At 61.8% G+C, this 21,707-nt stretch carries 19 protein-coding genes and 1 other annotated feature; of the genes, 13 read left to right on the plus strand and 6 right to left on the minus strand.

The window, feature by feature from the left end; genetic code table 11:
* Positions 1-6 precede the first annotated feature (6 nt).
* Positions 7-1,293 (minus strand): diaminopimelate decarboxylase, encoded by a 1,287-nt coding sequence (lysA, locus tag ACHEXL_RS01415; RefSeq protein WP_416560289.1) that lies wholly within the window; start codon positions 1,291-1,293, stop codon positions 7-9.
* Entirely contained in the window at positions 1,290-1,478 is a 189-nt protein-coding gene (locus ACHEXL_RS01420) for a lipoprotein (RefSeq protein ID WP_416560290.1), read from the minus strand. The genes lysA and ACHEXL_RS01420 overlap by 4 nt, the downstream gene beginning before the upstream one ends.
* Positions 1,479-1,547: 69 nt before the next feature.
* Here ACHEXL_RS01420 and cyaY point away from each other — a divergent pair, with 69 nt between their 5' ends.
* A complete protein-coding gene (gene cyaY, locus ACHEXL_RS01425) occupies positions 1,548-1,877 on the plus strand; it encodes an iron donor protein CyaY (protein WP_416560291.1) in 330 nt (109 codons plus the stop codon).
* 69 nt (positions 1,878-1,946) lie between these two features.
* Here the strand turns inward: cyaY and ACHEXL_RS01430 are convergent, their stop codons facing one another.
* Positions 1,947-4,334, minus strand: a complete 2,388-nt coding sequence (locus ACHEXL_RS01430) for a penicillin-binding protein 1A (RefSeq protein WP_416560292.1) — start codon at positions 4,332-4,334, stop codon at positions 1,947-1,949.
* A gap of 186 nt (positions 4,335-4,520) precedes the next feature.
* On the opposite strand from ACHEXL_RS01430, the gene ACHEXL_RS01435 reads away from it, so the two are divergent.
* The 10 genes from ACHEXL_RS01435 to ACHEXL_RS01480 all read left to right on the plus strand — a co-directional run bounded on the left by ACHEXL_RS01435 (position 4,521) and on the right by ACHEXL_RS01480 (position 14,010).
* Positions 4,521-5,288: a hypothetical protein gene (locus ACHEXL_RS01435; protein WP_416560293.1), complete on the plus strand. Its 768-nt coding sequence runs from the start codon at positions 4,521-4,523 to the stop codon at positions 5,286-5,288.
* Positions 5,288-5,869: a hypothetical protein gene (locus tag ACHEXL_RS01440; protein ID WP_416560294.1), complete on the plus strand. Its 582-nt coding sequence runs from the start codon at positions 5,288-5,290 to the stop codon at positions 5,867-5,869. The genes ACHEXL_RS01435 and ACHEXL_RS01440 overlap by 1 nt, the downstream gene beginning before the upstream one ends.
* Positions 5,866-6,951: a hypothetical protein gene (locus tag ACHEXL_RS01445; RefSeq protein WP_416560295.1), complete on the plus strand. Its 1,086-nt coding sequence runs from the start codon at positions 5,866-5,868 to the stop codon at positions 6,949-6,951. The genes ACHEXL_RS01440 and ACHEXL_RS01445 overlap by 4 nt, the downstream gene beginning before the upstream one ends.
* A gap of 77 nt (positions 6,952-7,028) precedes the next feature.
* Positions 7,029-8,378, plus strand: a complete 1,350-nt coding sequence (locus tag ACHEXL_RS01450) for a type IV pilus secretin PilQ (protein WP_416560296.1) — start codon at positions 7,029-7,031, stop codon at positions 8,376-8,378.
* Between the two features lie 131 nt (positions 8,379-8,509).
* Complete coding sequence (locus ACHEXL_RS01455; RefSeq protein WP_416560297.1) at positions 8,510-9,067, plus strand: shikimate kinase; 558 nt, start codon at positions 8,510-8,512, stop codon at positions 9,065-9,067.
* Between the two features lie 41 nt (positions 9,068-9,108).
* Positions 9,109-10,221 (plus strand): 3-dehydroquinate synthase, encoded by a 1,113-nt coding sequence (aroB, locus tag ACHEXL_RS01460; protein ID WP_416560298.1) that lies wholly within the window; start codon positions 9,109-9,111, stop codon positions 10,219-10,221.
* Between the two features lie 3 nt (positions 10,222-10,224).
* A complete protein-coding gene (locus tag ACHEXL_RS01465; RefSeq protein ID WP_416560299.1) occupies positions 10,225-11,406 on the plus strand; it encodes a deoxyguanosinetriphosphate triphosphohydrolase in 1,182 nt (393 codons plus the stop codon).
* Entirely contained in the window at positions 11,403-12,602 is a 1,200-nt protein-coding gene (locus ACHEXL_RS01470; RefSeq protein ID WP_416560300.1) for a CynX/NimT family MFS transporter, read from the plus strand. The genes ACHEXL_RS01465 and ACHEXL_RS01470 overlap by 4 nt, the downstream gene beginning before the upstream one ends.
* Positions 12,599-13,153 carry a DUF1415 domain-containing protein gene (locus tag ACHEXL_RS01475; protein WP_416560301.1) on the plus strand — a complete coding sequence of 185 codons (555 nt, stop codon included), beginning with the start codon at positions 12,599-12,601 and terminating at the stop codon, positions 13,151-13,153. The genes ACHEXL_RS01470 and ACHEXL_RS01475 overlap by 4 nt, the downstream gene beginning before the upstream one ends.
* Entirely contained in the window at positions 13,150-14,010 is an 861-nt protein-coding gene (locus tag ACHEXL_RS01480) for a class I SAM-dependent methyltransferase (RefSeq protein ID WP_416560302.1), read from the plus strand. The genes ACHEXL_RS01475 and ACHEXL_RS01480 overlap by 4 nt, the downstream gene beginning before the upstream one ends.
* Before the next feature lie 65 nt (positions 14,011-14,075).
* Here ACHEXL_RS01480 and ACHEXL_RS01485 read toward each other — a convergent pair whose 3' ends face one another.
* The 3 genes from ACHEXL_RS01485 to ACHEXL_RS01495 form a co-directional block, all read right to left on the minus strand.
* On the minus strand, positions 14,076-14,426 hold the full coding sequence (locus ACHEXL_RS01485) for a PDZ domain-containing protein (RefSeq protein WP_416560303.1): 351 nt from the start codon (positions 14,424-14,426) through the stop codon (positions 14,076-14,078).
* A 63-nt stretch (positions 14,427-14,489) separates the two neighbouring features.
* Positions 14,490-15,727 (minus strand): IS3 family transposase gene (locus ACHEXL_RS01490; protein WP_416558777.1). Its coding sequence is split into 2 segments (ribosomal slippage): positions 14,490-15,436 and positions 15,436-15,727, totalling 1,239 coding nucleotides; the frame shifts between segments, so codons are not numbered across the junction.
* Positions 15,330-15,446, minus strand: a sequence feature (AL1L pseudoknot). (Overlaps the previous gene by 117 nt.)
* 47 nt (positions 15,728-15,774) lie before the next feature.
* A complete protein-coding gene (locus ACHEXL_RS01495; RefSeq protein ID WP_416560304.1) occupies positions 15,775-16,101 on the minus strand; it encodes a hypothetical protein in 327 nt (108 codons plus the stop codon).
* Between the two features lie 62 nt (positions 16,102-16,163).
* Here ACHEXL_RS01495 and ACHEXL_RS01500 point away from each other — a divergent pair, with 62 nt between their 5' ends.
* Together ACHEXL_RS01500 and ACHEXL_RS01505 are read left to right on the plus strand one after the other, a co-directional pair.
* The gene (locus tag ACHEXL_RS01500; protein WP_416560305.1) at positions 16,164-16,871 is read left to right on the plus strand and encodes a transposase; all 708 of its coding nucleotides are present in this window, start codon (positions 16,164-16,166) and stop codon (positions 16,869-16,871) included.
* A gap of 132 nt (positions 16,872-17,003) precedes the next feature.
* The gene (locus ACHEXL_RS01505) at positions 17,004-21,698 is read left to right on the plus strand and encodes a glutamate synthase-related protein (protein ID WP_416560306.1); all 4,695 of its coding nucleotides are present in this window, start codon (positions 17,004-17,006) and stop codon (positions 21,696-21,698) included.
* The last annotated feature ends 9 nt before the right edge of the window (positions 21,699-21,707 follow it).

Genomic DNA, 21,707 nt, shown 5'->3' on the forward strand with positions numbered 1-21,707 from the left:
CCTGTTTCAGACCAGCTGCTCCAGCGCAAAGGTGTCGAATGCCGACTCGCGCTGGCGGATCAAATGGGCCTTTGTGCCATCGACCAGGATTTCGGCGGCGCGGCCCCGGGTGTTGTAGTTGCTGGCCATGCTCATGCAGTAAGCGCCTGCCGACAGCACGGCGAGCACATCCCCGGCTTGAACCACCAGCTGGCGGTCACGGCCGATCCAGTCGCCGCTCTCGCACACCGGGCCGACCACGTCGTACACCACACCATCACCAGAGTGCGGCGAAACCGGCACGATCTGGTGGAAGGCCTGGTACATGGCCGGGCGCGGCAGGTCGTTCATGGCCGCGTCGACGATGCAGAAATTCTTTTGTTCGCCGGGTTTCAGATACAGCACTTCGGTCAGGCACACGCCCGCGTTGCCCACCAAAGAGCGGCCGGGCTCGATCATCAGCTGGCGCTGGCCGTAGCCGCGTGCATCGAGCTTGGCCAGCAGCTGCGCCCACAGCGCATCGGCCTCGGGCGGGGTGTCGCCGTTGTAGTTGATGCCCAGACCACCACCAAAGTCGATGTGGTGGATGGGGATGTCAGCTGCTTCGATGTCGGCTACCAGATCCAGCACGCGGTCCATGGCGTCCAGGTAGGGCGTGCTGTCGGTGATTTGCGAGCCGATATGGCAGTCGATGCCCACCACCTTCAGACCCGGCAGGCTGGCGGCGTGGCGGTAGGCGCGCAGCGCGTCTTCGTGGGCGATGCCGAATTTGTTGCCCTTCAGACCGGTCGAGATGTAAGGGTGCGTCTTGGGGTCCACATTGGGGTTCACGCGCAGGCTGACCGGGGCCACCTTGCCCAGGTCCGCAGCCACGGCGCTCAGTACATCGAGTTCGGCTTCGCTTTCCACGTTGAAGCAGCCAATGCCCACTTGCAGGGCTTGCTTCATCTCATGGCGGGTCTTGCCCACGCCGGAAAAAATCACCTTGGCCGGGTCGCCGCCCGCAGCCAGCACGCGGGCCAGCTCGCCGCCCGAGACGATGTCAAAGCCGCAGCCGGCATCGGCAAAGACCTGCAGCACCGCCAGGCTGGAGTTGGCTTTCATGGCGTAGCAAATTTGCGCGTTCCGACCGGCAAAGCCGCGCTGGTAAGCAGCCAGGGCCGAGAGCATGGCGGCCTTGGAATAAACGAACAAAGGCGTGCCGTGTTCACGCGCCAGCTCGGACATGCGAACGCCCTCCACATGCAGCTGATCGTCCGCATAGGCGACGTGGGGCTGGCCGGGCAGGCCTTGGGGTGTGGCGTGAGCGTTCATGGTGGCGTGAGTTTGGGGGGCGTAGGCGCCGGGGTGTTTGTCGTTGGGCCTGCCGGCACGGTGGTTGTCGCGGGCGCGGTTTGGGCGGGCCAGACCTTGAGCGTTTCGGGCAAGGTGGCGCGTCCGGCAGACTCGGGGGTGGTGGGCAAAAACAGGGGGCCTTTTTGACCGCATGCGTTCAGCATCGCCGCACCGCCGACAAGGGCATGCGCGGTGACTAGAATCTTCAGGACCTTCAACATGCACCGATTGTAATGACCGACCTTGAATTTCTGGACCAAGCTGAACGCCTTCTGGCAGGCGTAGAGATCAGCAGTGACCGTTTGAACGACGACACCGACGCCGACATCGACAACCAGCGCGTGGGCGGCATGGTCACGCTCACCTTTCCCAACCGCAGCCAGATCGTGATCAACCTGCAAAAGCCCCTGCACGAGGTGTGGTTGGCGGCCCGTTGCGGTGGCTTTCATTACAAGTTTGATGGCACGCACTGGATGGACACCAAGGGTCAAGGGGAGTTCTGGGAGAGCCTGTCGCGCTACGCGTCCGAGCAGGCGGGTCAAAACTTGTCGTTTAAGCCCTGACAAAACCAGAGCAGGTCGCCCCATCAAGGCTGCCCGGCGCCAGGGTGGTCAGGGTTTTGCGGCCGCGACTCAGTTCCTGAACAAATCCAGAATCCGGTTGCGCTCTTCCCCCGGAGGCGTAGCGTTGGGGGATTTGCCTGAGCCCTCCTGGCCTGTGCCCAGCGTGCTGACGCCGCCTCCGCGGGCGTATTCTTCGTACATCCAGTCGCCACCGACGTTCACCAAACCTTCGGGCACAGGGGGTTCCGAAACCGGCATACCGCGCAACGCGGTTTCCATGAAGCTGATCCACACGGGCAAACTCAGGCCGCCGCCCGTTTCGCGGTCACCCAGCTTGCGCGGCGTGTCGTAGCCGACCCAGACCACAGCCGCCAGATTGGGCTGGTAGCCCGCAAACCAGGCGTCCATGGCGTCGTTGGTGGTGCCGGTTTTGCCGTAAATGTCCGGGCGACGCAGTGTGCCCTGCGCTCTGGCGGCGGTACCGGAGCGCGTGACCTCTTGCAGCAAGCTGGTCATGACAAAAGCGTTGCGCGGCGGGATGGCCGGCGCTTCGCTCGTTTGCACCACGGCGGGGCTGTCCACCAGCACGCGGTCTTTGAAATCGGTGATGCGCGTGATCAGGTGAGGCTGAACCTTGTAGCCGCCGTTGGCAAACACCGCGTAGCCTGTGGCCATTTGCATGGGGGTGACGGACCCTGCACCGAGCGCCATCGTCAAAAAGGCCGGGTGCTTGTCTTCGTCAAAGCCGAAACGGGTCACCCATTCCTGGGCGGGGCGGGGGCCGACCGCTTGCAAGATGCGAATGGACACCATGTTCTTGGACTTCGCCAAACCTGTGCGCAGGCTCATGGGGCCGTCAAACTTGCCGTCGTAATTCTTGGGCTCCCAAGGCTGACCGCCCGTGACGCCGCTGTCAAAAAACAAAGGCGCGTCGTTGACCACCGTGGCGGGCGTGAAGCCTTTTTCCAGTGCAGCCGAATAGATGAAGGGCTTGAAGCTGGAGCCCGGCTGGCGCCAGGCCTGTGTCACATGGTTGAATTTGTTTTTGGCAAAGTCAAAGCCGCCCACCAAGGCCCGGATCGCACCCGTCTGTGGCGTGATGGCCACCAGTGCGCCTTCCACCTCGGGCAGCTGGGTGATCTCCCAAGCCCCTTTGGGGGTTTGGGTGATGCGGACCAGGGCACCTTTGCGCACTTGCTTGGCGGGGGGCGTTTTGTCGGACAGGCCCGATTGCGCCGGTTTGAGGCCGTCGCCCGTGATGGTGATTTGCTCGCCGTTCTGGCGAATCACCACCACCTTGCGGGGCGAGGCCTCCAGCACCACGGCCGACAGCACGTCGCCGTTGTCGGGGTGATCTTCAAGCGCGTCGTCGATGGCGTCTTCCATCCTTTTGGGGTCTGGCGGCAGGTCGATGAATTTCTCGGGGCCACGGTAAATCTGGCGGCGCTCAAAATCCATGATGCCCTGGCGCAAGGCCTTGTAGGCGGCCATTTGCTCAGCCGATTGCACAGTGGTGTACACATTCAGGCCACGCGTGTAGGTCTCCTGACCGTATTGGGCAAAGACCATCTGGCGCACGGTTTCGGCCACATATTCCGCGTGCAGGATTTTTTTGTCAGCAGCCGAGCGCAACTTGAGCGGTTCGGCCTTGGCCGCCTTGGCCTGGGCGGCCGTGATGTACTTGTTGTCCTCCATCCGCTCGATGATGTAGAGCTGACGTGAACGGGCGCGCTTGGGGTTGCTGATCGGGTTGTAGGCCGAAGGGGCCTTGGGCAGGCCTGCCAGCATGGCCGCCTCGGCAATGCTGATCTCCTTGAGCGGTTTGCCGAAATAGGTTTCTGCGGCCGAGGCAAAACCATAAGCCCGGTTGCCCAGAAAAATCTGGTTCATGTAAATCTCAAGGATCTGGTCCTTGGTCAGCATGTGTTCGAGTTTGTAGGTCAGCAAAATCTCATAAATCTTGCGGGTATAGGTTTTCTCGGAAGACAGGTACACGTTGCGGGCGACCTGCATGGTGATGGTCGAGGCCCCCTGACTTTTCATGCGGCCCACGTTGGCAATGCCCGCACGCAAGATGCCCAGATAGTCGACGCCGCCGTGTTGGTAAAAGCGGTTGTCTTCAATGGACAAAACCGCATCCTTCATGACTTGGGGAATGTCCTGGATGGGTGTGAGGTTGCGCCGCTCTTCCCCGAACTCGCCCATCAACTGGCCGTCTTCCGTGAACACACGCAGCGGCAATTTGGGCTTGTAATCGGCCAGGTCAGAAATGTCGGGCAGGTTGGGGTAGGCGATCACCATGGCCACACCTACCACCATCAGGATGGACACCAGGCCAGCAGCTGCCAGACCCACGGCCCATGCGATCAGCTTGACAGCCCATGACACGAGGTCTGTGCCCGCTGTCTGCGGAGCGGCACGTTGTTTTTCTGGAGGGGCGGTGTCTTTGGAGGGCATAAGTGGGCTGTTGGTGCAGCCTACAGAGCGCGGGCTGCTGGCTATTATAAAAATCCTGGCCTGCATCCATTGAGATACCAAAGAAATTTAATAAATCTTTGGTTTTCAAAAAATTGTCATGTCGGGCGATTCATGTTACAAAACCTTTCGGCGAAGACCATTCAGTCGTTTCCAGGGAGGTTCGACATGCAGGCATTGGTGCGGTGGTGGCAGCGGAGGGCCCAAGGATCGGTCCGCCATGCCTGGGGTTTGGCACCGAACGGCGGTGCTTGGGTGCTGGGCGGGCTGACAAGGCCCACTCACAACCTGGCCAAAGTCCATACCCTGGTGGCTTTGCCCGCACCCCCTGATGTGGACGCTTCAGACCTGAGCTGGCTGAGTCAGCATTTGCACCAGCATGGGCGCTTGGGTGGCGGGGCGCGTCATCGCCTCAACATGGCCTTGCCTTTGGCGCTGATTCAGCAGGGATACATCGACTTCCCCGCCGACTTGCCCGAAGAAGACTGGGTGTACGAGGTGCAGTTGGAAGTGGCCCAGGCCTTGCAGCTGGAGCCCGATGCGGTGAATTTCGATTTTGAACCCGCGCCACCGACCGATGGCCTGGTCCAGCGCGTGCACTGGATGGGCTGTGCGCAAGCCCGGATGGCGGACTTCAAAAGCTGCACCCGTGCGGCAGGCTGGCGACTGGCCGCCGTCGAGTCCGAACTGCAGGCCGCACAGCGGGGTGCGCGTGCATTGCGCGGCGGTGTGGCCAGTTTGTGGACCCAGGCGCCGCAGGACTGGCAATTTCGGCTGGACAACCTGGGCGGACCGGCTCACCGGTCAGAACACGAAGCCGCTCAGGCGACGGTGGACTCCGAAGCCGCCATCGAAGAAGCCCTGCGGCAGGTGATGGCCACGCCCGGCGGCCCTCGTCTGGTGGCTGCAGGCTTGGCCCTGAAGGCGTGGCAGTGATGCGTGCCCTGAATTTGCTCCATCACCCGGGCCTGGCTCGGCAGCACAAGGTTTTCCATCGTTGGTGGAGCGGTTTGGCTGGATTCCTGGTCGGCACCTCACTGGCTTGGGGCTGGCAGCAATGGCTGCTGATCGAGACGTCGCAGCTGCAGTCGGAGCAAAGCCGTTTGCAAGGGGCATTGCGGGCGCAGCAACAGCAGGCCCAGGAAGCCGCACGCCAGCAAACCCGACTGCGCGGGCAAGCCGAACAAGCCCGCCAGCTCCAGCAGATCGCCGAGCACCAGCACACCTGGGTGAGCCTGCACGACAGCTTGCAGCAAGAAGCCAAGGACAGGGGTTTGAGGTTAGTGCGCTTGCAGTCCGAAGCTGAAAAAATCGAGTTGCACGGCAGCATGAAGCGCGTCGACGCCGTGTCTGAAGTCCGGCAAAGGTTGTCGGCGCAGTGGCCGCAGCCTCTTGCCTTGACCAGCATGGTGGTCGGACCTGCCGGTGAGGTGAACTTTGTCTGGCAAACCCAGTGGCCACAGGCCCAAGCGGTGGTGGCCACATCGCCTGCTCGCGCCCAGAGGGCCAAACCATGAACCGCTGGGCCGTGATGCCGCTGGGCGCTTTGCACTGGCCTCACCTGCAGCGCCTGGCTGCACGCTGGTGGCGTCGGTGGGTCTACGCTTTGACCGGCTGCTCGCTGGGTTTGGCGCTGGTTTGGCTGGCACAGCCAGAGGTGCGCGAAGACCTTGCACAGGCCGAGCAAGCGGTGACCGTTTTGGCGCAGCAGCTGGCCGCCGTGCCTGTGGCCGCAGCCATGCCCCCAGCCCAGGCCATGCCAAGTGGTGTGCAGGGCCGACTCGCCAGCTTGCCTGGCGTCAGACAACAAGGACAAATCTGGACCGATTGGCAGCAGGTCTTGGCCGCACACGGTTTGCGCCTGCAATCGTTGCGCCCCTTGGCCACCGAGTTGGCCGTCTTGCCTGCGTCCGGTAGCGGCGGTGCCGCGCAGCATGCCAGCTTGCCCCATCAGGCGGCGGCTTTGCGTGTGCAGGGTCGTTTCGAGGACTGGACCCGGGCATGGGCGGCTTGCGCCGAGACAGGGCCGGTCTGCAGCCTGGACCGCATCAGCGTGGCAGCCCTGCCACAAGCGGCCGAAGTCCAGATCGATGTGGTGCTGCGCATCTGGATGCGTCCGGGCGAAGAGGGTGCTGGGGCACAGGCACTGCCAACGGCCTGGATCGTGCCCTCGTCGGCGTCTCCCCTGTCCCGATCGGCGCCTGCATTGTTTGCTGCAGAGGCGGCTGTTTCCGGGGCCCTCGTGGGCGCTGCCGCGCGTGCCGAAGGCGTGCGTTTGGAAGATGAGCGGCAAACCACTGGCGCAGCGGCAACCGGCACAGCCGCCGAAGACTTGCCGCCGGACCCGCGTCACTGGCCACTGGCCCGGGTACGTTGGGTGGGCTTGTGGCAGCAGGGCAGCGATCGGCACGCGATTTTGTCGGCCGGACCGCATGGGGCCAAGGTGCGCCTGGGGCAACGTGTCACGCAGGAAGGCCATCGGGTGGTCGCCATCGCCGAGGACGGCGTGAGCCTGCGTTTGGCGCAAGAGTCCGTGATCAAGCTCGACGGCATGCGGCCCGCCGCAGAGGGTCACAGCATGGGGAGTGGGAAGCCATGAAGCATTTCAAGCGATACGGACTCCGCAGCAGCGTGTGGCTGGCATGCGTTTGCAGCGCAGGGTGGGTGGCGGCGCAAATGCCGGACAGCCCAGAACGGACCTCGCCACCGCCAGGGTCACAAGCGGGTGCGGTGGCTGTGCCCGACGACAAACCGATCAGCCTGAATTTTCAGAACATCGACATCAAAGCCCTGCTGCAGGTGTTTGCCGACTTCACAGGGCTCAACCTGGTGCCGACCGACAGCGTGAGCGGACCCGTGACCGTGCGTTTGAGCGAGGTGCCGTGGCAGCAGGCTTTGAGCATCGTGCTGCAGTCCAAGGGACTGGTGTCGCGCCAGGAGGGCCGTGTGCTATGGATTGCACCGCAGGGCGAATGGGCCTTGCGCGAAAAAAAGCAGCTCGACGCCCAAGCCGCATTGGAGTCGGTCAGCCCCTTGCAGATGCTGTCCCTGCGTTTGCAATATGCCCGTGCCGCCGAGGTGGCCCAGCGCCTGCAGGGCGGTGCGGCTGGCAGCACAGGGGGGCGCTGGTTGAGTGCCCGTGGCAGTGTGCTGGCCGAGCCCCGCACCAACCAGCTCTTCATCTCAGACCTGCCCGCACGCGTGCTGGACCTTCAAAAAATGCTGGCGCAATTGGACGTGCCCGTTCGTCAGATCCTGATCGAGGCGCGCATCGTGGAGGCCGATGACCAGTTTGGGCAATCGCTCGGTGTGAAGCTGGGCACGGGTCTGGCCATCCCCATGAAGGTACAGGGCCGCTCCAACACGCTGGCCGTGGGTGCCAGCAACCAGCCCACAGCGGCCGGTACGGTGGCCGGCAACCAGGTGAATTTGCCTGCGGGATCGGCTGGCCAAACGCTCAACACCCCGGCCACCTTCGCCGTCTCGTTGTTCAATGCCGCGGCCGACCGGTTCATCAACGTGGAAATTTCGGTCCTGGAAGCCGCAGGGTTGGGCAAGGTGGTGTCGCGCCCCCGGGTGGTGACCGCGGACCAGACCAAGGCCTTGATCGAGCAGGGCACCGAGTTGCCTTATCAGACATCCATCGGCAATGGCGTGACCGCGATTTCTTTCAGAAAGGCCAACCTCAAACTGGAGGTGACGCCCCAGATCACGCCCGATGGTTCGGTCGTGCTGGATGTGGATGTGAACCGCGACAGCGTCGGGCAAATCACCCCGGCGGGTTACGCCATCAACACCAAGCATGTGAAGACCCAGGTGCGCGTGGAGGATGGCGGCACCGTCGTGCTGGGCGGTATTTACGAAGAGACCAACCGCAATGACGAAGCCAAGGTGCCGGGTCTGGGCGATGTGCCTGGCCTGGGGTGGCTGTTCAAAAACCGGGACCAGACCCGGCGCAAAAGCGAGTTGTTGATTTTCCTCACGCCCCGCGTGGTGGCCGATGGCCCGGCTACTCTGCCGCCCTGAAGCACGCTGCCCTTTGGCTCCAGCGCAGCACGCTTCAAGCTGGGCCAAGCCGGTCGAATACACTTGCAGGCTATGAAGTGCTGGCCATTTTTTGTGGGTGGCCCAGCCGACTTTTCCAGTGTGAGACTTTCTTGAGCATCATCTTCGTGGGCCTACCGGGCTCGGGCAAAACCACCATTGGCAGGCAATTGGCACGCCGCTTGGGGCTGGCTTTTGTCGACTCTGACCATGTGATCGAGCACCAATTGGGCTGCTCGATTCGGGAGTTCTTTGCCCGTGAAGGAGAAGACAGTTTTCGCGATGTGGAGCAACAGGTGCTGGACGAGCTGACCCAAACCCATGAGGGGGTCATCGCCACAGGCGGCGGAGCTGTCTTGCGCGAAACCAATCGCCGTCATTTGCACGACCGTGGTCATGTCATCTACCTGCGCTCGACGCCCGAAGACGTTTTTCGCCGTGTGCGCCACGACACAGCCCGCCCTTTGTTGCAGGTGGATGACCCCTTGAGCCGCCTGCGTGCCTTGTTTGAGGCGCGTGACCCGCTGTACCGCGAGGCGGCCCATTTCGTCATTGAAACCGGCCGTCCCTCGGTGGCCACCCTGGTCAACATGATCATCATGCAGCTGGAACTGGCCGGACACCTGCACGCAAGCACGCCAGCGCCCTTGCAGCCCGCACGCAAACCCTGAAACGCCGAGATCCCTTCTCGCACCCCCTACACTTGGGGGCTATGTCCGAGTCCACATTCCCCATTGAGAAGGTCGCCATTTCGCTGGACGACCGCAGTTACGACATCCTGATTGGCCAAGGCCTGCTGAGCCGCCCCGGCACCTGGGCCGGCCTGCCCAAGGCGACAACAGCCATGATCGTGACCAATGACACGATTGCCCCGCTGTACGAAGCCGCTTTGCGCAGCGCCATTGCCCCGCATTACAAGCAGGTCCACACCGTGGTGCTGGCCGATGGCGAGGCGCACAAAGACTGGCCCACCTTGAACCTGATTTTTGACGCCCTGCTGGGTCAAGGCTGCGACCGCAAGACGGTGCTGTTTGCCTTGGGTGGTGGCGTGGTGGGCGACATGACCGGCTTTGCGGCGGCCAGCTACATGCGCGGCGTGCCCTTTGTCCAGGTGCCGACCACGCTTTTGTCGCAGGTGGATTCGTCGGTGGGCGGCAAGACCGCCATCAACCACCCGCTGGGCAAAAACATGATCGGCGCGTTCTACCAACCCGTGTGCGTGGTGTGCGACCTGAACACCCTGACCACTTTGCCCCCGCGCGAGCTGAGCGCAGGCCTGGCCGAAGTCATCAAATATGGCCCGATCGCCGACATGGCCTTCCTCGACTGGATCGAGGCCAACATCGATGCCCTCATCGCTCAAGACCCGGCCGCGCTGGCGCACGCTGTCAAGTGCAGCTGCGAGATCAAGGCCTGGGTGGTCGGGCAAGACGAGCGCGAAGCGGGCCTGCGGGCCATTTTGAATTTTGGCCACACCTTTGGCCATGCCATCGAGGCGGGTCTGGGTTTTGGCGTCTGGCTGCACGGCGAAGCCGTGGGCTGCGGCATGGTCATGGCCGCAGAACTCTCGCAGCGTCTGGGCAAAGTGGACGCCGATTTTGTGGCGCGTTTGCGGGCTTTGATTGCGCGTGCAGGCCTGCCCGTGCGCGGCCCGGTCATAGACGCGGCCGACAATGCGGGCCATTACATCGAACACATGCGCCTCGACAAAAAAGCCATCGGCGGCGACATCCAGTTTGTGGTGATCGACGGCCCCGGCAAAGCCACCGTATGCGGTGCGCCCGACGCCATGGTGCGTGAGGTGATCAACGCCTGCTGCGCCTGAACCATGTTCGCCGAGTCATTGGATTTGCCCGTGGGTTCAAGCCAGCCATGGGCCAGCTTGTCGGCGCTGGCCTGTGACCCGGCGCAAACTCGGGGCCGACGGTTTGCTGAAGCTCCAGCGCCCACGCGCAACGCTTTTCAGCGGGACCGTGACCGCATCGTGCACTCCACCGCGTTCCGGCGGCTGGTCTACAAGACGCAGGTGTTCTTGAACCACGAGGGCGATCTGTTCCGCACGCGGCTCACGCACTCGCTCGAAGTCGCGCAGCTGGGCCGCTCCATCGCCCGCGCCCTGGGGCTCAACGAAGATTTGGTCGAAGCTGTGGCGCTGGCGCACGACCTGGGCCACACGCCTTTTGGGCATGCGGGGCAAGACGCGCTGAATGAATGCATGGCCGAGCACGGCGGTTTTGAACACAACCTGCAAAGCCTGCGTGTGGTCGACCAACTCGAAGAGCGCTACCCCGCGTTTGACGGCCTGAACCTGAGCTTTGAAACCCGCGAGGGCGTGCTCAAGCATTGCTCCCGGGCCAATGCCGAGCGTCTGGAGCAGGCTGAGCCCGGTGGTGTCGGGCGGCGCTTCATCGACCGCACCCAGCCCAGCCTGGAGGCACAACTTTGCAACCTGGCCGACGCCATCGCCTACAACGCGCACGACATCGACGACGGCGTGCGCTCCGGGCTGATCAGCATCGAACAGCTGCTGCAGGTGGAACTGTTTGCGCACTACCACCAGCAGACCTTGGCCGAGCACCCGGGTTTGTCGGAAAAGCCGCGCCGCGTTTTGTACGAAACCATCCGCCGCATGCTGAGTGACCAGGTGTACGACGTGATCGACACCACCCGCCAGGCTGTGTTTCAGGCGGGTGTTGCTTCGTTGGAAGAGGCCCGCCAGGCCGGACCACTGGTGGCGTTCAGCCCGGGCATGAAGGCCCGCAGCGGCGAGCTCAAAAAGTTTTTGTTTGCGCAGCTCTACCGCCACCCGCAGGTCATGCACACCACCGGGCAGGCACAGCAGGTGGTGCGCGAGTTGTTTGCGGCTTATGTGGCTCAGCCTTCCGAAATGTCCGCCGACTTCGCGGCCAGTGCCGACCTGCACCGCTCGGTGGCCGACTACATCGCCGGCATGACCGACCGCTTCGCCCTGCGCGAGTACGAACGCCTGACGGGGCTCAAGCTGTTGTGAGCGTGGTGCCCGCGCATCGCACCGCCTGGCTCGTCGTCTTCGCTGGCGGCGTGGCGGCCTTGCAGGTGGGTAAGCTGCCGCCCGCCTTGCCCGCGCTGCAGGCCGAGCTGGGTCTGACGCTGCTGCAGTCCGGTTTCCTTTTGTCCATGGTGCAGCTGGCTGGTTTGAGTCTGGCCGTGTTCATGGGCTTGTGGGCCGATGGCATGGGTCTCAAACGCAGCATGGTGCGCGGCCTGTGTCTGCTGGCGCTGGCCAGCGGTTTGGGTGGGTTCGCCACCTCGGTCACTGCGTTGCTGTTGCTGCGGGCCATCGAAGGCCTGGGTTTTTTGCTGGTGGCTTTGCCCGCGCCCGCTTTGATTCGTCGCCTGGTGCTGCCCGCGCAGCTGCCCGGCATGCTGGGCGTGTGGGGCGCGTACATGCCCACCGGTACGGCGCTGGCTTTGCTGGCCGGACCGCTGTTCATTCCGGTCTGGGGCTGGGGCGCTTGGTGGTGGCTGTTTGCCGCCGTGTCGCTGGCCATGGCCGCGTGGCTGTGGCGCAGCGTGCCCGCCGACCCCGTGGCCCACACAACCGCCGCTGGGCAAGGTGCCTGGCAGCGCCTGCGCCGCACCTTGAGCGCCCGTGGCCCCTGGCTGGTGGCACTCACCTTTGGCATGTATTCGGGACAGTGGCTGGCGGTGGTGGGTTTCTTGCCGTCCATTTACGCCGCCGCTGGTGTCGGCGGTGCGCTGCTGGGCGTGCTCACGGCCTTGGCAGCGGCCGTCAACATTGCGGGCAACATGGCCTCGGGCCGCTTGCTGCAGCGCGGCTGGGCACCCCGCAGCACGCTGTGGCTGGGCTTTGGCGCCATGGCGCTGGGCAGCACCGTGGCCTTTGCGCCCTTCACTGAAAGCCTGCCTTGGCTGCGTTTTGCCGGGGTGTTGCTGTTCTCCGGGATGGGCGGGTTGGTGCCGGGCACCTTGTTCAGCCTGGCCGTGCGCCTGGCCCCGGGTGAGCAACAAGTGGCCACCACCGTGGGCTGGGTGCAGCAGCTCTCGGCCCTGGGCCAGTTCGTTGGGCCCCCCGTGGTGGCGGCCGTGGCCGCGCGTGCAGGCTGGCAGCTCACGCCGCTGGTCACGGTGGGGTGTTGTGTGGTGGGGGCGGGGTTGGCTTGGGCAGCTGGGCGCTTGCCGCCACAGGCACAATCTCGCCCATGACTGACATGAATATCCCCGAAATCGCCGACACCGTGCGCTGGCTCGAGCGCGCCGTGATCGGCCTGAACCTTTGCCCTTTTGCAAAAGCCCCCCACGTCAAGGGCCAGATCCATTACGTGGTGAGCGAAGCCAAAGGCCTGGAAGGCTTACGCGACGAACTGATTGAGCAGTTGCAGGCGCTGGCCGCCATGCCTGCCGAAGAGCGCGAGACCGTGCTCTTGATCGTGCCGCAGATGCTGCAAGATTTTCTGGAATTCAACGATTTTCTGGACGAGGCCGATGCCGTTCTGCAAGAGCTCGACATGGAAGGCGTGTTTCAGGTGGCGAGTTTTCACCCGCAGTTCCAGTTTGCCGACACCGAGCCGGAGGACGTCGGCAATTTCACCAACCGCTCGCCTTACCCCACGCTGCACCTGCTGCGTGAGGAAAGCATCGATCGGGCGGTGGAGGCGTTCCCAGAAGCCGAGATGATTTACGAAACCAACATCGAGACCATGGAAAAGTTGGGCGTTGAAGGCTGGAAAAAGCTGGATGTGGGCCCTACCCCATGAAAAAGCAAAAGGCCATCGACAACGCCGCATCGCAACTGCCGCCCGAAGTGCGCCCCGGCCAGTCGGTTGAGTTGCTCAAGCAGTTGCACATCCTCACGCGCGAGGGCAAGCTCAACCAGGACTCGCGGCGCAAACTCAAGCAGGTCTACCACCTGTTTCAGTTCATTGAAAAGTTGTTGCTGGAATTGCCTACCAGCGACAGTGGCCCCACCTTGGCCGACCACGGCGCGGGCAAGTCGTATCTGGGCTTCATCATTTACGACCTGTTTTTCAAGGCGCTTGGCCAGGGCACGATCTACGGCATTGAAACGCGCAGCGAGCTGGTGGAGTCGTCCAAAGCGTTGGCCCAGAAGCTGGGATTTGAGCGCATGCGCTTTTTGAACGTGAGCGTGGCCGAATCGACCCAAAGCAGCGAGCTGCCCGAGCAGATCGACGTGGTGACTGCCCTGCACGCCTGCGACACGGCCACCGACGACGCCATCGCCTTCGGCCTGCAAAAGAAAGCCAGATACATGGTGCTGGTGCCTTGCTGCCAGGCCGAGCTGGCCCGGGCGCTCAACCAGAACAAGGCGATCAATCTGCAGCGCACCCCGCTGGCCGAGCTCTGGCGTCACCCCCTGCACACCCGCGAACTGGGCAGTCAACTCACCAACGTGCTGCGCTGCCTGTACCTGGAGTCACAGGGCTACCAGGTCACGGTGACCGAGCTGGTGGGCTGGGAACACTCCATGAAAAACGAGCTGATTCTGGCCAAGTACACCGGTCAGAAAAAACGCGCCTCAGCCGAGCGCCTGCTGGCGCTGCTGGCTGAGTTCGGGTTACAAAGTCTCGCTGTTAGGCGTTTTCCGAGCGTCTGAGTTGGCGTGAGGAAATTAGGCCGAAAATGGCTCTGTAATTAATTTGTCCTAGGTGCGCGGTTGCCTCATTCGACACCTTGTGTACCAAGCCTGACTTTTTTGACAATTTCCTGGTTGTTACGCAGTATGGTGAAGTCAACATCTTGGCCCGATTTACCAGAGGTGGCGTATTGCAGAGTTTGCGAGTCATGTACAAATGTGCCATCAATTTTTGAAATCACATCATTTCGCAAAATATCCGCGTGAAACGCTGGACCATCACGAACGACAGCTGTCACAAGAATGCCTTTGTTTGTGCCGATTTTTTGGACGATATCAGGTGTTAGAGATTTGTAATGAATCCCCACAACACCTGTTTTTACCTTAACCCAATATGCGGCCATTTGGTCAGATCTATGCACGGTGTATGGAACCATGCTTGTCTGAGATCCATAAATGGTGGTTGTGAATCGCCCCGGGTTTCGTGGAGGCCAGTTGGTTTAAGTTGAGACCTCGGTCTCGTGCTTCCCGGCTAGCTGCCGGTAGTAGTTCACCTCAGCTTCAGCCGGTGGAATATACCCAATCGAGCTCAGCAGTCGGTGGTGGTTGAACCAAGCCACCCATTCCAGGGTTGCCAGTTCCAGTGCCTCCTTGGTTTTCCAGGGTGCACGGCGGTGTATCAATTCGGCCTTGTACAGCCCATTGATCGTCTCGGCCAGCGCGTTGTCGTAGCTGTCGCCACGGCTGCCCACCGATGGCTCTATCCCAGCTTGGGCCAGGCGTTCGGTGTAGAGAATGGAAACATATTGAGACCCCCTGTCCGAGTGATGTATCAATGCATCTGAGCGTTCAGGTTGTCTGTCGAACAAGGCTTGCTCCAGGGCATCCAACACAAAGTCAGTACGCATCGAACTGCTCACCCGCCAGCCCACGATGCGCCGTGCAAACACGTCGATCACAAAGGCCACGTATTGCCAGCCCTGCCAGGTGCTGACATAGGTGAAGTCCGACACCCACAGTTGGTTTGGACGCTCTGCTTTGAACTGGCGATTGACCCGGTCCAGCGGGCATGGCGCGGCTTTGTCCGAGACGGTGGTTTGCACGACCTTGCCCCGGCGAACGCCGTGCAATCCCATGCGCTTCATGAGCCGCTCGACCGTGCAGCGCGCCACCTTGGTTCCTTCACGATTCATCTGGTGCCAGACCTTGTCTGCGCCGTAGACCTGCATATTGGCCTGCCAGACGGCTTGGATTTGCGGGATCAGGGCTTCATCGCGTTTGGTCCGGGCGCAAAGCAGCTCGGGCTTGCGTTGGCGGGCAGCATGGCACCTGTAGCCAGAAGGGGCGATTTGCAGCACGTTGCAAATCGGCTCGACCCCGTAGGCGTGACGGTTTTGATCAACAAAGTCCCTTAAGACTTGAGTCGGCGGTCGAGCTCCGCCTGGGCAAAAAAAGCGCTCGCCAGTTTGAGGATTTCGTTGGCTTTGCGCAGTTCCTTGACTTCGCGTTCGAGGTCTTTGATGCGGGCGCGCTCATCAGAGCTGACGCCATCGCGCATGCCTTCGTCAACCTCGTGCTGGCGAACCCAGTCGTTGAGGGTTTGCGGCACACACCCGATCTTGGGGGCAATGGACTCAATGGTGGCCCAAAGGGATGGGTACTCGCCACGGTGCTCGAGCACCATGCGGACAGCGCGTTCGCGCACTTCGGGTGAAAAACGGTTCGATTTCTTGCTCATGGCTCCATCTTCTCAAAGTGTGGAGCCTCCTCAAAACCCGGGGCGATTCAAGATGCCATGACTTTTTTCCCTTGAGCAAGTGCACCGCGATCATTTGCTTCCGGCCCATTGAATGTGCTGTACCCGATCAGTGCGTAACCGTCTTCCAGCATCTTTATGGCATCAGTTTCAGGGTTGCTACCGCGTAGCATGCGAGGCTCGCTACTCAGAATGACTCGTGGATTTTTTGTTAAGTCGCCTAAGTTGTTGTCGTGGTAGTACTGTGAGTAAGGGGAGGCGCATCCAACTAGCAATATGGTTCCAATAGTGGTGACCCATGTGATAACTCTTTTCGTTTTGGCTCCTGAAATAATTAGTTGAAATAATAAAGCCATAACTGCAAAATTAATCGGGGTCAGATCCCAATTAAACTGTGGGCCTCATTCAGGAAGTTCCCATGGCCCGCCAACCCCGCCTCACTGTTGCTGCTTATCCGCACCATGTCATCCAGCGCGGCAATGACCGCCAGGCCATCGTGCGCGACGATGCGGACCGCGAGCGTTTGCTGGCGCTGTGGCATGAGCATGCGCAAACTTTCAAGGTCGCTGTGCATGCGTACGTGATCATGGACAACCATTTCCATCTGCTGGTCACACCCGAAACCGACACGGGTCTGCCACAGATGATGCAGGCCGTCGGCCGGGCCTATGTGCGCTATTTCAATCTGCGGCACCAGCGCACCGGTACGCTGTGGGAAGGCCGCTACCGCAGCAACCTCATTGAGAGTGAGCGCTATCTTTTGGCATGCATGGTCTACATCGACCTGAACCCGGTGCGGGCGGGCATGGTGGGACAGCCTGCGGATTACAAATGGTCCAGTCACAGGCACTGTATTGGGCAGGGCAGCGACAAGTTGGTGACGACGCATGCCCTGTTTTGGGGCTTGGGCAATACCCCGTTTGCGCGCGAGGCCGCTTATGTCGAGTTGGTGCAGGCCGGTCTGGCGCAGTCAGACAAAGAGCAGTTGACTCAAAGCGCCTTGTCAGGATGGGCGTTGGGTTCAGCCAATTTTGTCCAGGCATTGCAGCAGTCCACGAATCGCCGACTGCAGCCGGGAAAGGCTGGGCGGCCTTTCAAGAAAACCGTCGAATCTGCATCCGATTGAATCTGTCCCCAATTATTTCGAAACTAAGTCAAAAGCCAAATTAATTGGGATCTGACCCCAATTAAAAAGTTTGGCACGGTTGCTGCAGTGCACTACACTCTTCGATCTGCGTGAAAACCCTTAGGAGCGCCCATGACTTCGGCCAGTGCAAAAGAACATTTCCAATCGACCGGTCTGTATGACCCGGCCAATGAACACGATGCTTGCGGTGTCGGCTTTGTGGCCCACATCAAGGGTCACAAGACTCACGCCATCGTGACGCAGGCCCTCAAGATTCTGGAAAACCTGGACCACCGGGGTGCTGTGGGTGCGGACGCGCTGATGGGCGACGGTGCCGGTATCCTGATCCAGCTGCCCGATGCGCTGTATCGCGACGAGATGGCCAAACAGGGTGTGGCCCTGCCGCCTTTCGGTGAATACGGTGTGGGCATGGTGTTTTTGCCCAAAGAGCACGCCTCGCGCATGGCTTGCGAGCAAGAATTGGAACGTGCCGTGAAGGCCGAAGGTCAGGTGGTGCTCGGCTGGCGCGATGTGCCCGTCAACCGCGAGATGCCCATGTCGCCCCGCGTGCGCGAAAAAGAGCCGGTCATGCGCCAGATCTTTATTGGCCGTGGCGCCGATGTGATCGTGCAGGACGCGCTGGAGCGTAAGCTGTATGTGATCCGCAAGACCGCCAGCGCCGCGATTCAGAACCTTCAGCTGACGCACAGCAACGAGTACTACATCCCCAGCATGTCCAGCCGCACCGCGGTTTACAAGGGCTTGCTGCTGGCCGACCAGGTGGGCACCTATTACCTGGACCTGCAGGACGAGCGCTGCGTCTCGGCCCTGGGTCTGGTGCACCAGCGTTTCTCCACCAACACCTTCCCAGAGTGGCCGTTGGCGCACCCCTACCGCTATGTGGCGCACAACGGCGAGATCAACACCGTCAAGGGCAACTACAACTGGATGAAGGCCCGCGAAGGCGTGATGTCCTCGCCCGTGTTGGCCGATGACCTGCAAAAGTTGTATCCGATCAGTTTTGCCGGCCAGTCCGACACCGCCACCTTTGACAATTGCCTGGAACTGCTGACCATGGCCGGCTACCCCATCAGCCAGGCCGTGATGATGATGATTCCCGAGCCCTGGGAACAGCACACCACCATGGACGAGCGCCGCAAGGCCTTTTATGAATACCACGCGGCCATGCTCGAACCCTGGGATGGCCCCGCCTCGATCGTGTTCACCGACGGCCGCCAGATCGGCGCCACGCTGGACCGCAACGGCCTGCGCCCTTCGCGCTACATCATCACCGACGACGACATGGTCATCATGGGTTCGGAAACCGGCGTGTTGCCGATCCCCGAAAGCAAGATCGTGCGCAAGTGGCGTCTGCAGCCCGGCAAGATGTTCCTGATCGATCTGGAACAAGGCCGCATGATCAACGACGAAGAGTTGAAGGCCGGTTTGGCCAGCGCCAAGCCTTACAAGCAGTGGATCGAAAACCTGCGTGTCAAGCTGGACGATGTGGCCGCGGCCCCTATGCAAGCGCCCGCATCCGATGTGCCTTTGCTCGATTTGCAACAAGCCTTTGGCACCACGCAAGAAGACATCAAGTTCTTGCTGGCGCCCATGGCGTCTGCCGGTGAAGAAGCCATCGGCTCCATGGGCAACGACAGCCCGCTGGCCGTGTTGTCCGACAAGAACAAGCCGCTTTACAACTACTTCAAGCAGTTGTTCGCGCAGGTGACCAACCCCCCGATCGACCCGATCCGCGAAGCGATCGTGATGTCGCTGGTGTCCTTCATCGGCCCCAAGCCGAACTTGCTGGACATCAACCAGGTCAACCCACCGATGCGCCTCGAAGTGAGCCAGCCGGTTCTGGACTTCGCCGACATGGCCAAGCTGCGCAACATCGAGCAGGCCACCAAAGGTAAGTTCAAGAGCGCGACACTCGACATCACCTATCCTGCGCTTTGGGGCCGTGAAGGTGTGGAAGCCAAGCTGGCCTCGCTGTGCGCCGAAGCGGTGGACGCCATCAAGGGCGGCCATAACATCCTGATCATCAGTGACCGGGGCGTGAACGCCACCCAGGTGGCCGTGCCTGCGCTGCTGGCGTTGTCGGCTATCCACCAGCACCTGGTGACCGAAGGCCTGCGCACCACGGCTGGTTTGGTGGTTGAAACCGGCACCGCCCGCGAAGTGCACCACTTTGCGGTGTTGGCCGGCTACGGCGCAGAAGCTGTGCACCCCTACCTGGCGATGGAAACCCTGGCTGCGCTGCACAAAGAGCTGCCCGGTGACCTGTCGGCCGAGAAAGTAATCTACAACTACATCAAGGCGATCGGCAAGGGCCTGTCCAAGATCATGTCCAAGATGGGCGTGTCGACCTACATGTCGTACTGTGGTGCGCAGCTGTTTGAAGCCATCGGCATCAACTCTGAGACCATCAACAAGTACTTCACCGGCACCGCCAGTCGCGTGGGCGGCATCGGCGTGTTCGAGATCGCCGAAGAGGCCTTCCGCATGCACACCGCCGCCTTTGGCGACGACCCGGTGCTGGCCACCATGCTGGACGCGGGCGGTGAATACGCCTGGCGCGCCCGTGGCGAAGAGCACATGTGGACGCCCGACGCGATTGCCAAGTTGCAGCACTCCACCCGTGCCAACAACTTCAGCACCTACAAGGAATACGCGCAGATCATCAACGACCAAAGCAAGCGCCACATGACGCTGCGCGGCCTGTTCGAGTTCAAGATCGACCCGTCCAAAGCCATCCCGCTGGAGCAGGTCGAGCCTGCGGCCGAGATCGTCAAGCGTTTCGCCACGGGCGCGATGTCGCTGGGCTCGATTTCCACCGAAGCGCACGCCACCCTGGCCGTGGCCATGAACCGCATTGGTGGCAAGAGCAACACCGGCGAAGGCGGCGAAGACTCGGCGCGTTACCGCAACGAACTCAAAGGCATTCCGATCAAGGTCGGTGATTCGCTCAAGAGCGTGATCGGCGCCGAAAACGTTGAAGTGGACATGCCTTTGGCTGCGGGTGACAGCCTGCGCTCGCGCATCAAGCAAGTCGCTTCGGGCCGTTTTGGCGTGACTGCCGAATACCTGTCCAGCGCCGACCAGATCCAGATCAAGATGGCACAGGGTGCCAAGCCCGGTGAAGGCGGCCAGTTGCCCGGCGGCAAAGTGTCCGACTACATCGGCAAGCTGCGCCACTCGGTGCCCGGTGTTGGTCTGATTTCGCCGCCTCCGCACCACGACATCTATTCGATCGAGGACTTGGCTCAGCTGATCCACGACCTGAAGAACGTGGCACCCCACAGCGACATCAGCGTCAAGCTGGTGTCCGAAATCGGCGTCGGCACGATCGCCGCCGGTGTGGCCAAGTGCAAGGCCGATCACGTGGTAATCGCGGGCCACGACGGCGGCACGGGCGCATCGCCCTGGTCATCGGTCAAGCACGCGGGTAGCCCATGGGAAATCGGTCTGGCCGAAACCCAGCAGACCCTGGTGCTCAACGGTTTGCGCGGTCGCATCCGCGTGCAGGCCGACGGCCAGATGAAGACCGGCCGAGACGTGGCCATTGGTGCCCTGCTGGGTGCAGACGAGTTCGGTTTCGCCACTGCACCACTGGTGGTCGAAGGCTGCATCATGATGCGCAAGTGCCACCTGAACACCTGCCCAGTGGGCGTGGCCACCCAAGACCCTGTCCTGCGCGCCAAGTTCACAGGCAAGCCCGAGCATGTCGTCAACTATTTCTTCTTCATCGCTGAAGAAGTGCGTCAGATCATGGCCCAGTTGGGCATTGCCAAGTTCGACGACCTGGTGGGCCGTGCCGACTTGCTCGACATGCGTGCGGGCGTGAGCCACTGGAAGGCCCGCGGTCTGGACTTCTCCCGTCTGCTGGCCGTGCCGCAAGTCACGATGGATGCTGATGTGCGCCATGTGCAAACACAGGACCATGGTCTGACCAAGGCACTCGACAATGTGTTGATCGCCAAGAGCCGTGCCGCCATCGACAAGGGCGAAAAAGTCCAGTTCATGGAAACCGCCCGCAACGTCAACCGCTCGGTCGGTGCTATGTTGTCCGGTGCGGTGACCAAAGTGCACCCGGAAGGCTTGCCGGACGACACCATCCGCATTCAGCTCGAAGGCACCGGCGGCCAATCGTTCGGCGCTTTCCTGTGCAAGGGCATCACGCTGTACCTGATCGGTGAAGCCAACGACTACACCGGCAAAGGCTTGTCCGGTGGCCGCGTGGTGGTACGCCCGAGCTTGGAGTTCCGAGGTGTGGCCGCGCAGAACATCATCGTGGGCAACACCGTCATGTACGGTGCGACCACCGGTGAGGCCTTCTTTGCCGGTGTGGCCGGTGAGCGCTTTGCGGTGCGTCTGTCGGGTGCCACGGCCGTGGTCGAAGGCACAGGCGACCACGGTTGCGAATACATGACCGGCGGCACTGTCGCGGTGCTGGGCAAGACCGGCCGCAACTTCGGCGCGGGCATGAGCGGTGGTATCGCCTACGTGTACGACGAAGACGGCGAGTTTGCCTCGCGCTGCAACACCGCCATGGTCAGCATGGAAAAAGTGTTGTCCGCTGCCGAGCAGGAAGCGCAAGTCGACCGCAAGGTCTGGCACCGTGACCAGGCCGACGAAGTTCAGCTCAAGAAACTGCTGGAAGACCACCACAAGTGGACCGGCAGCCAGCGCGCTCGCGAGTTGCTGGACAACTGGGCCACGGCCCGTGCCAAGTTCGTGAAGGTGTTCCCGAACGAATACAAGCGCGCCCTGGGCGAGATCAATGCACGCAAAGCAGCCAAGGCCGCCAAGTCTGTGGCCGCCTGAGCCCCACGT

Source organism: Limnohabitans sp. YIMB22184 (assembly GCF_048020265.1).
GTDB lineage: Bacteria > Pseudomonadota > Gammaproteobacteria > Burkholderiales > Burkholderiaceae_C > Limnohabitans_A.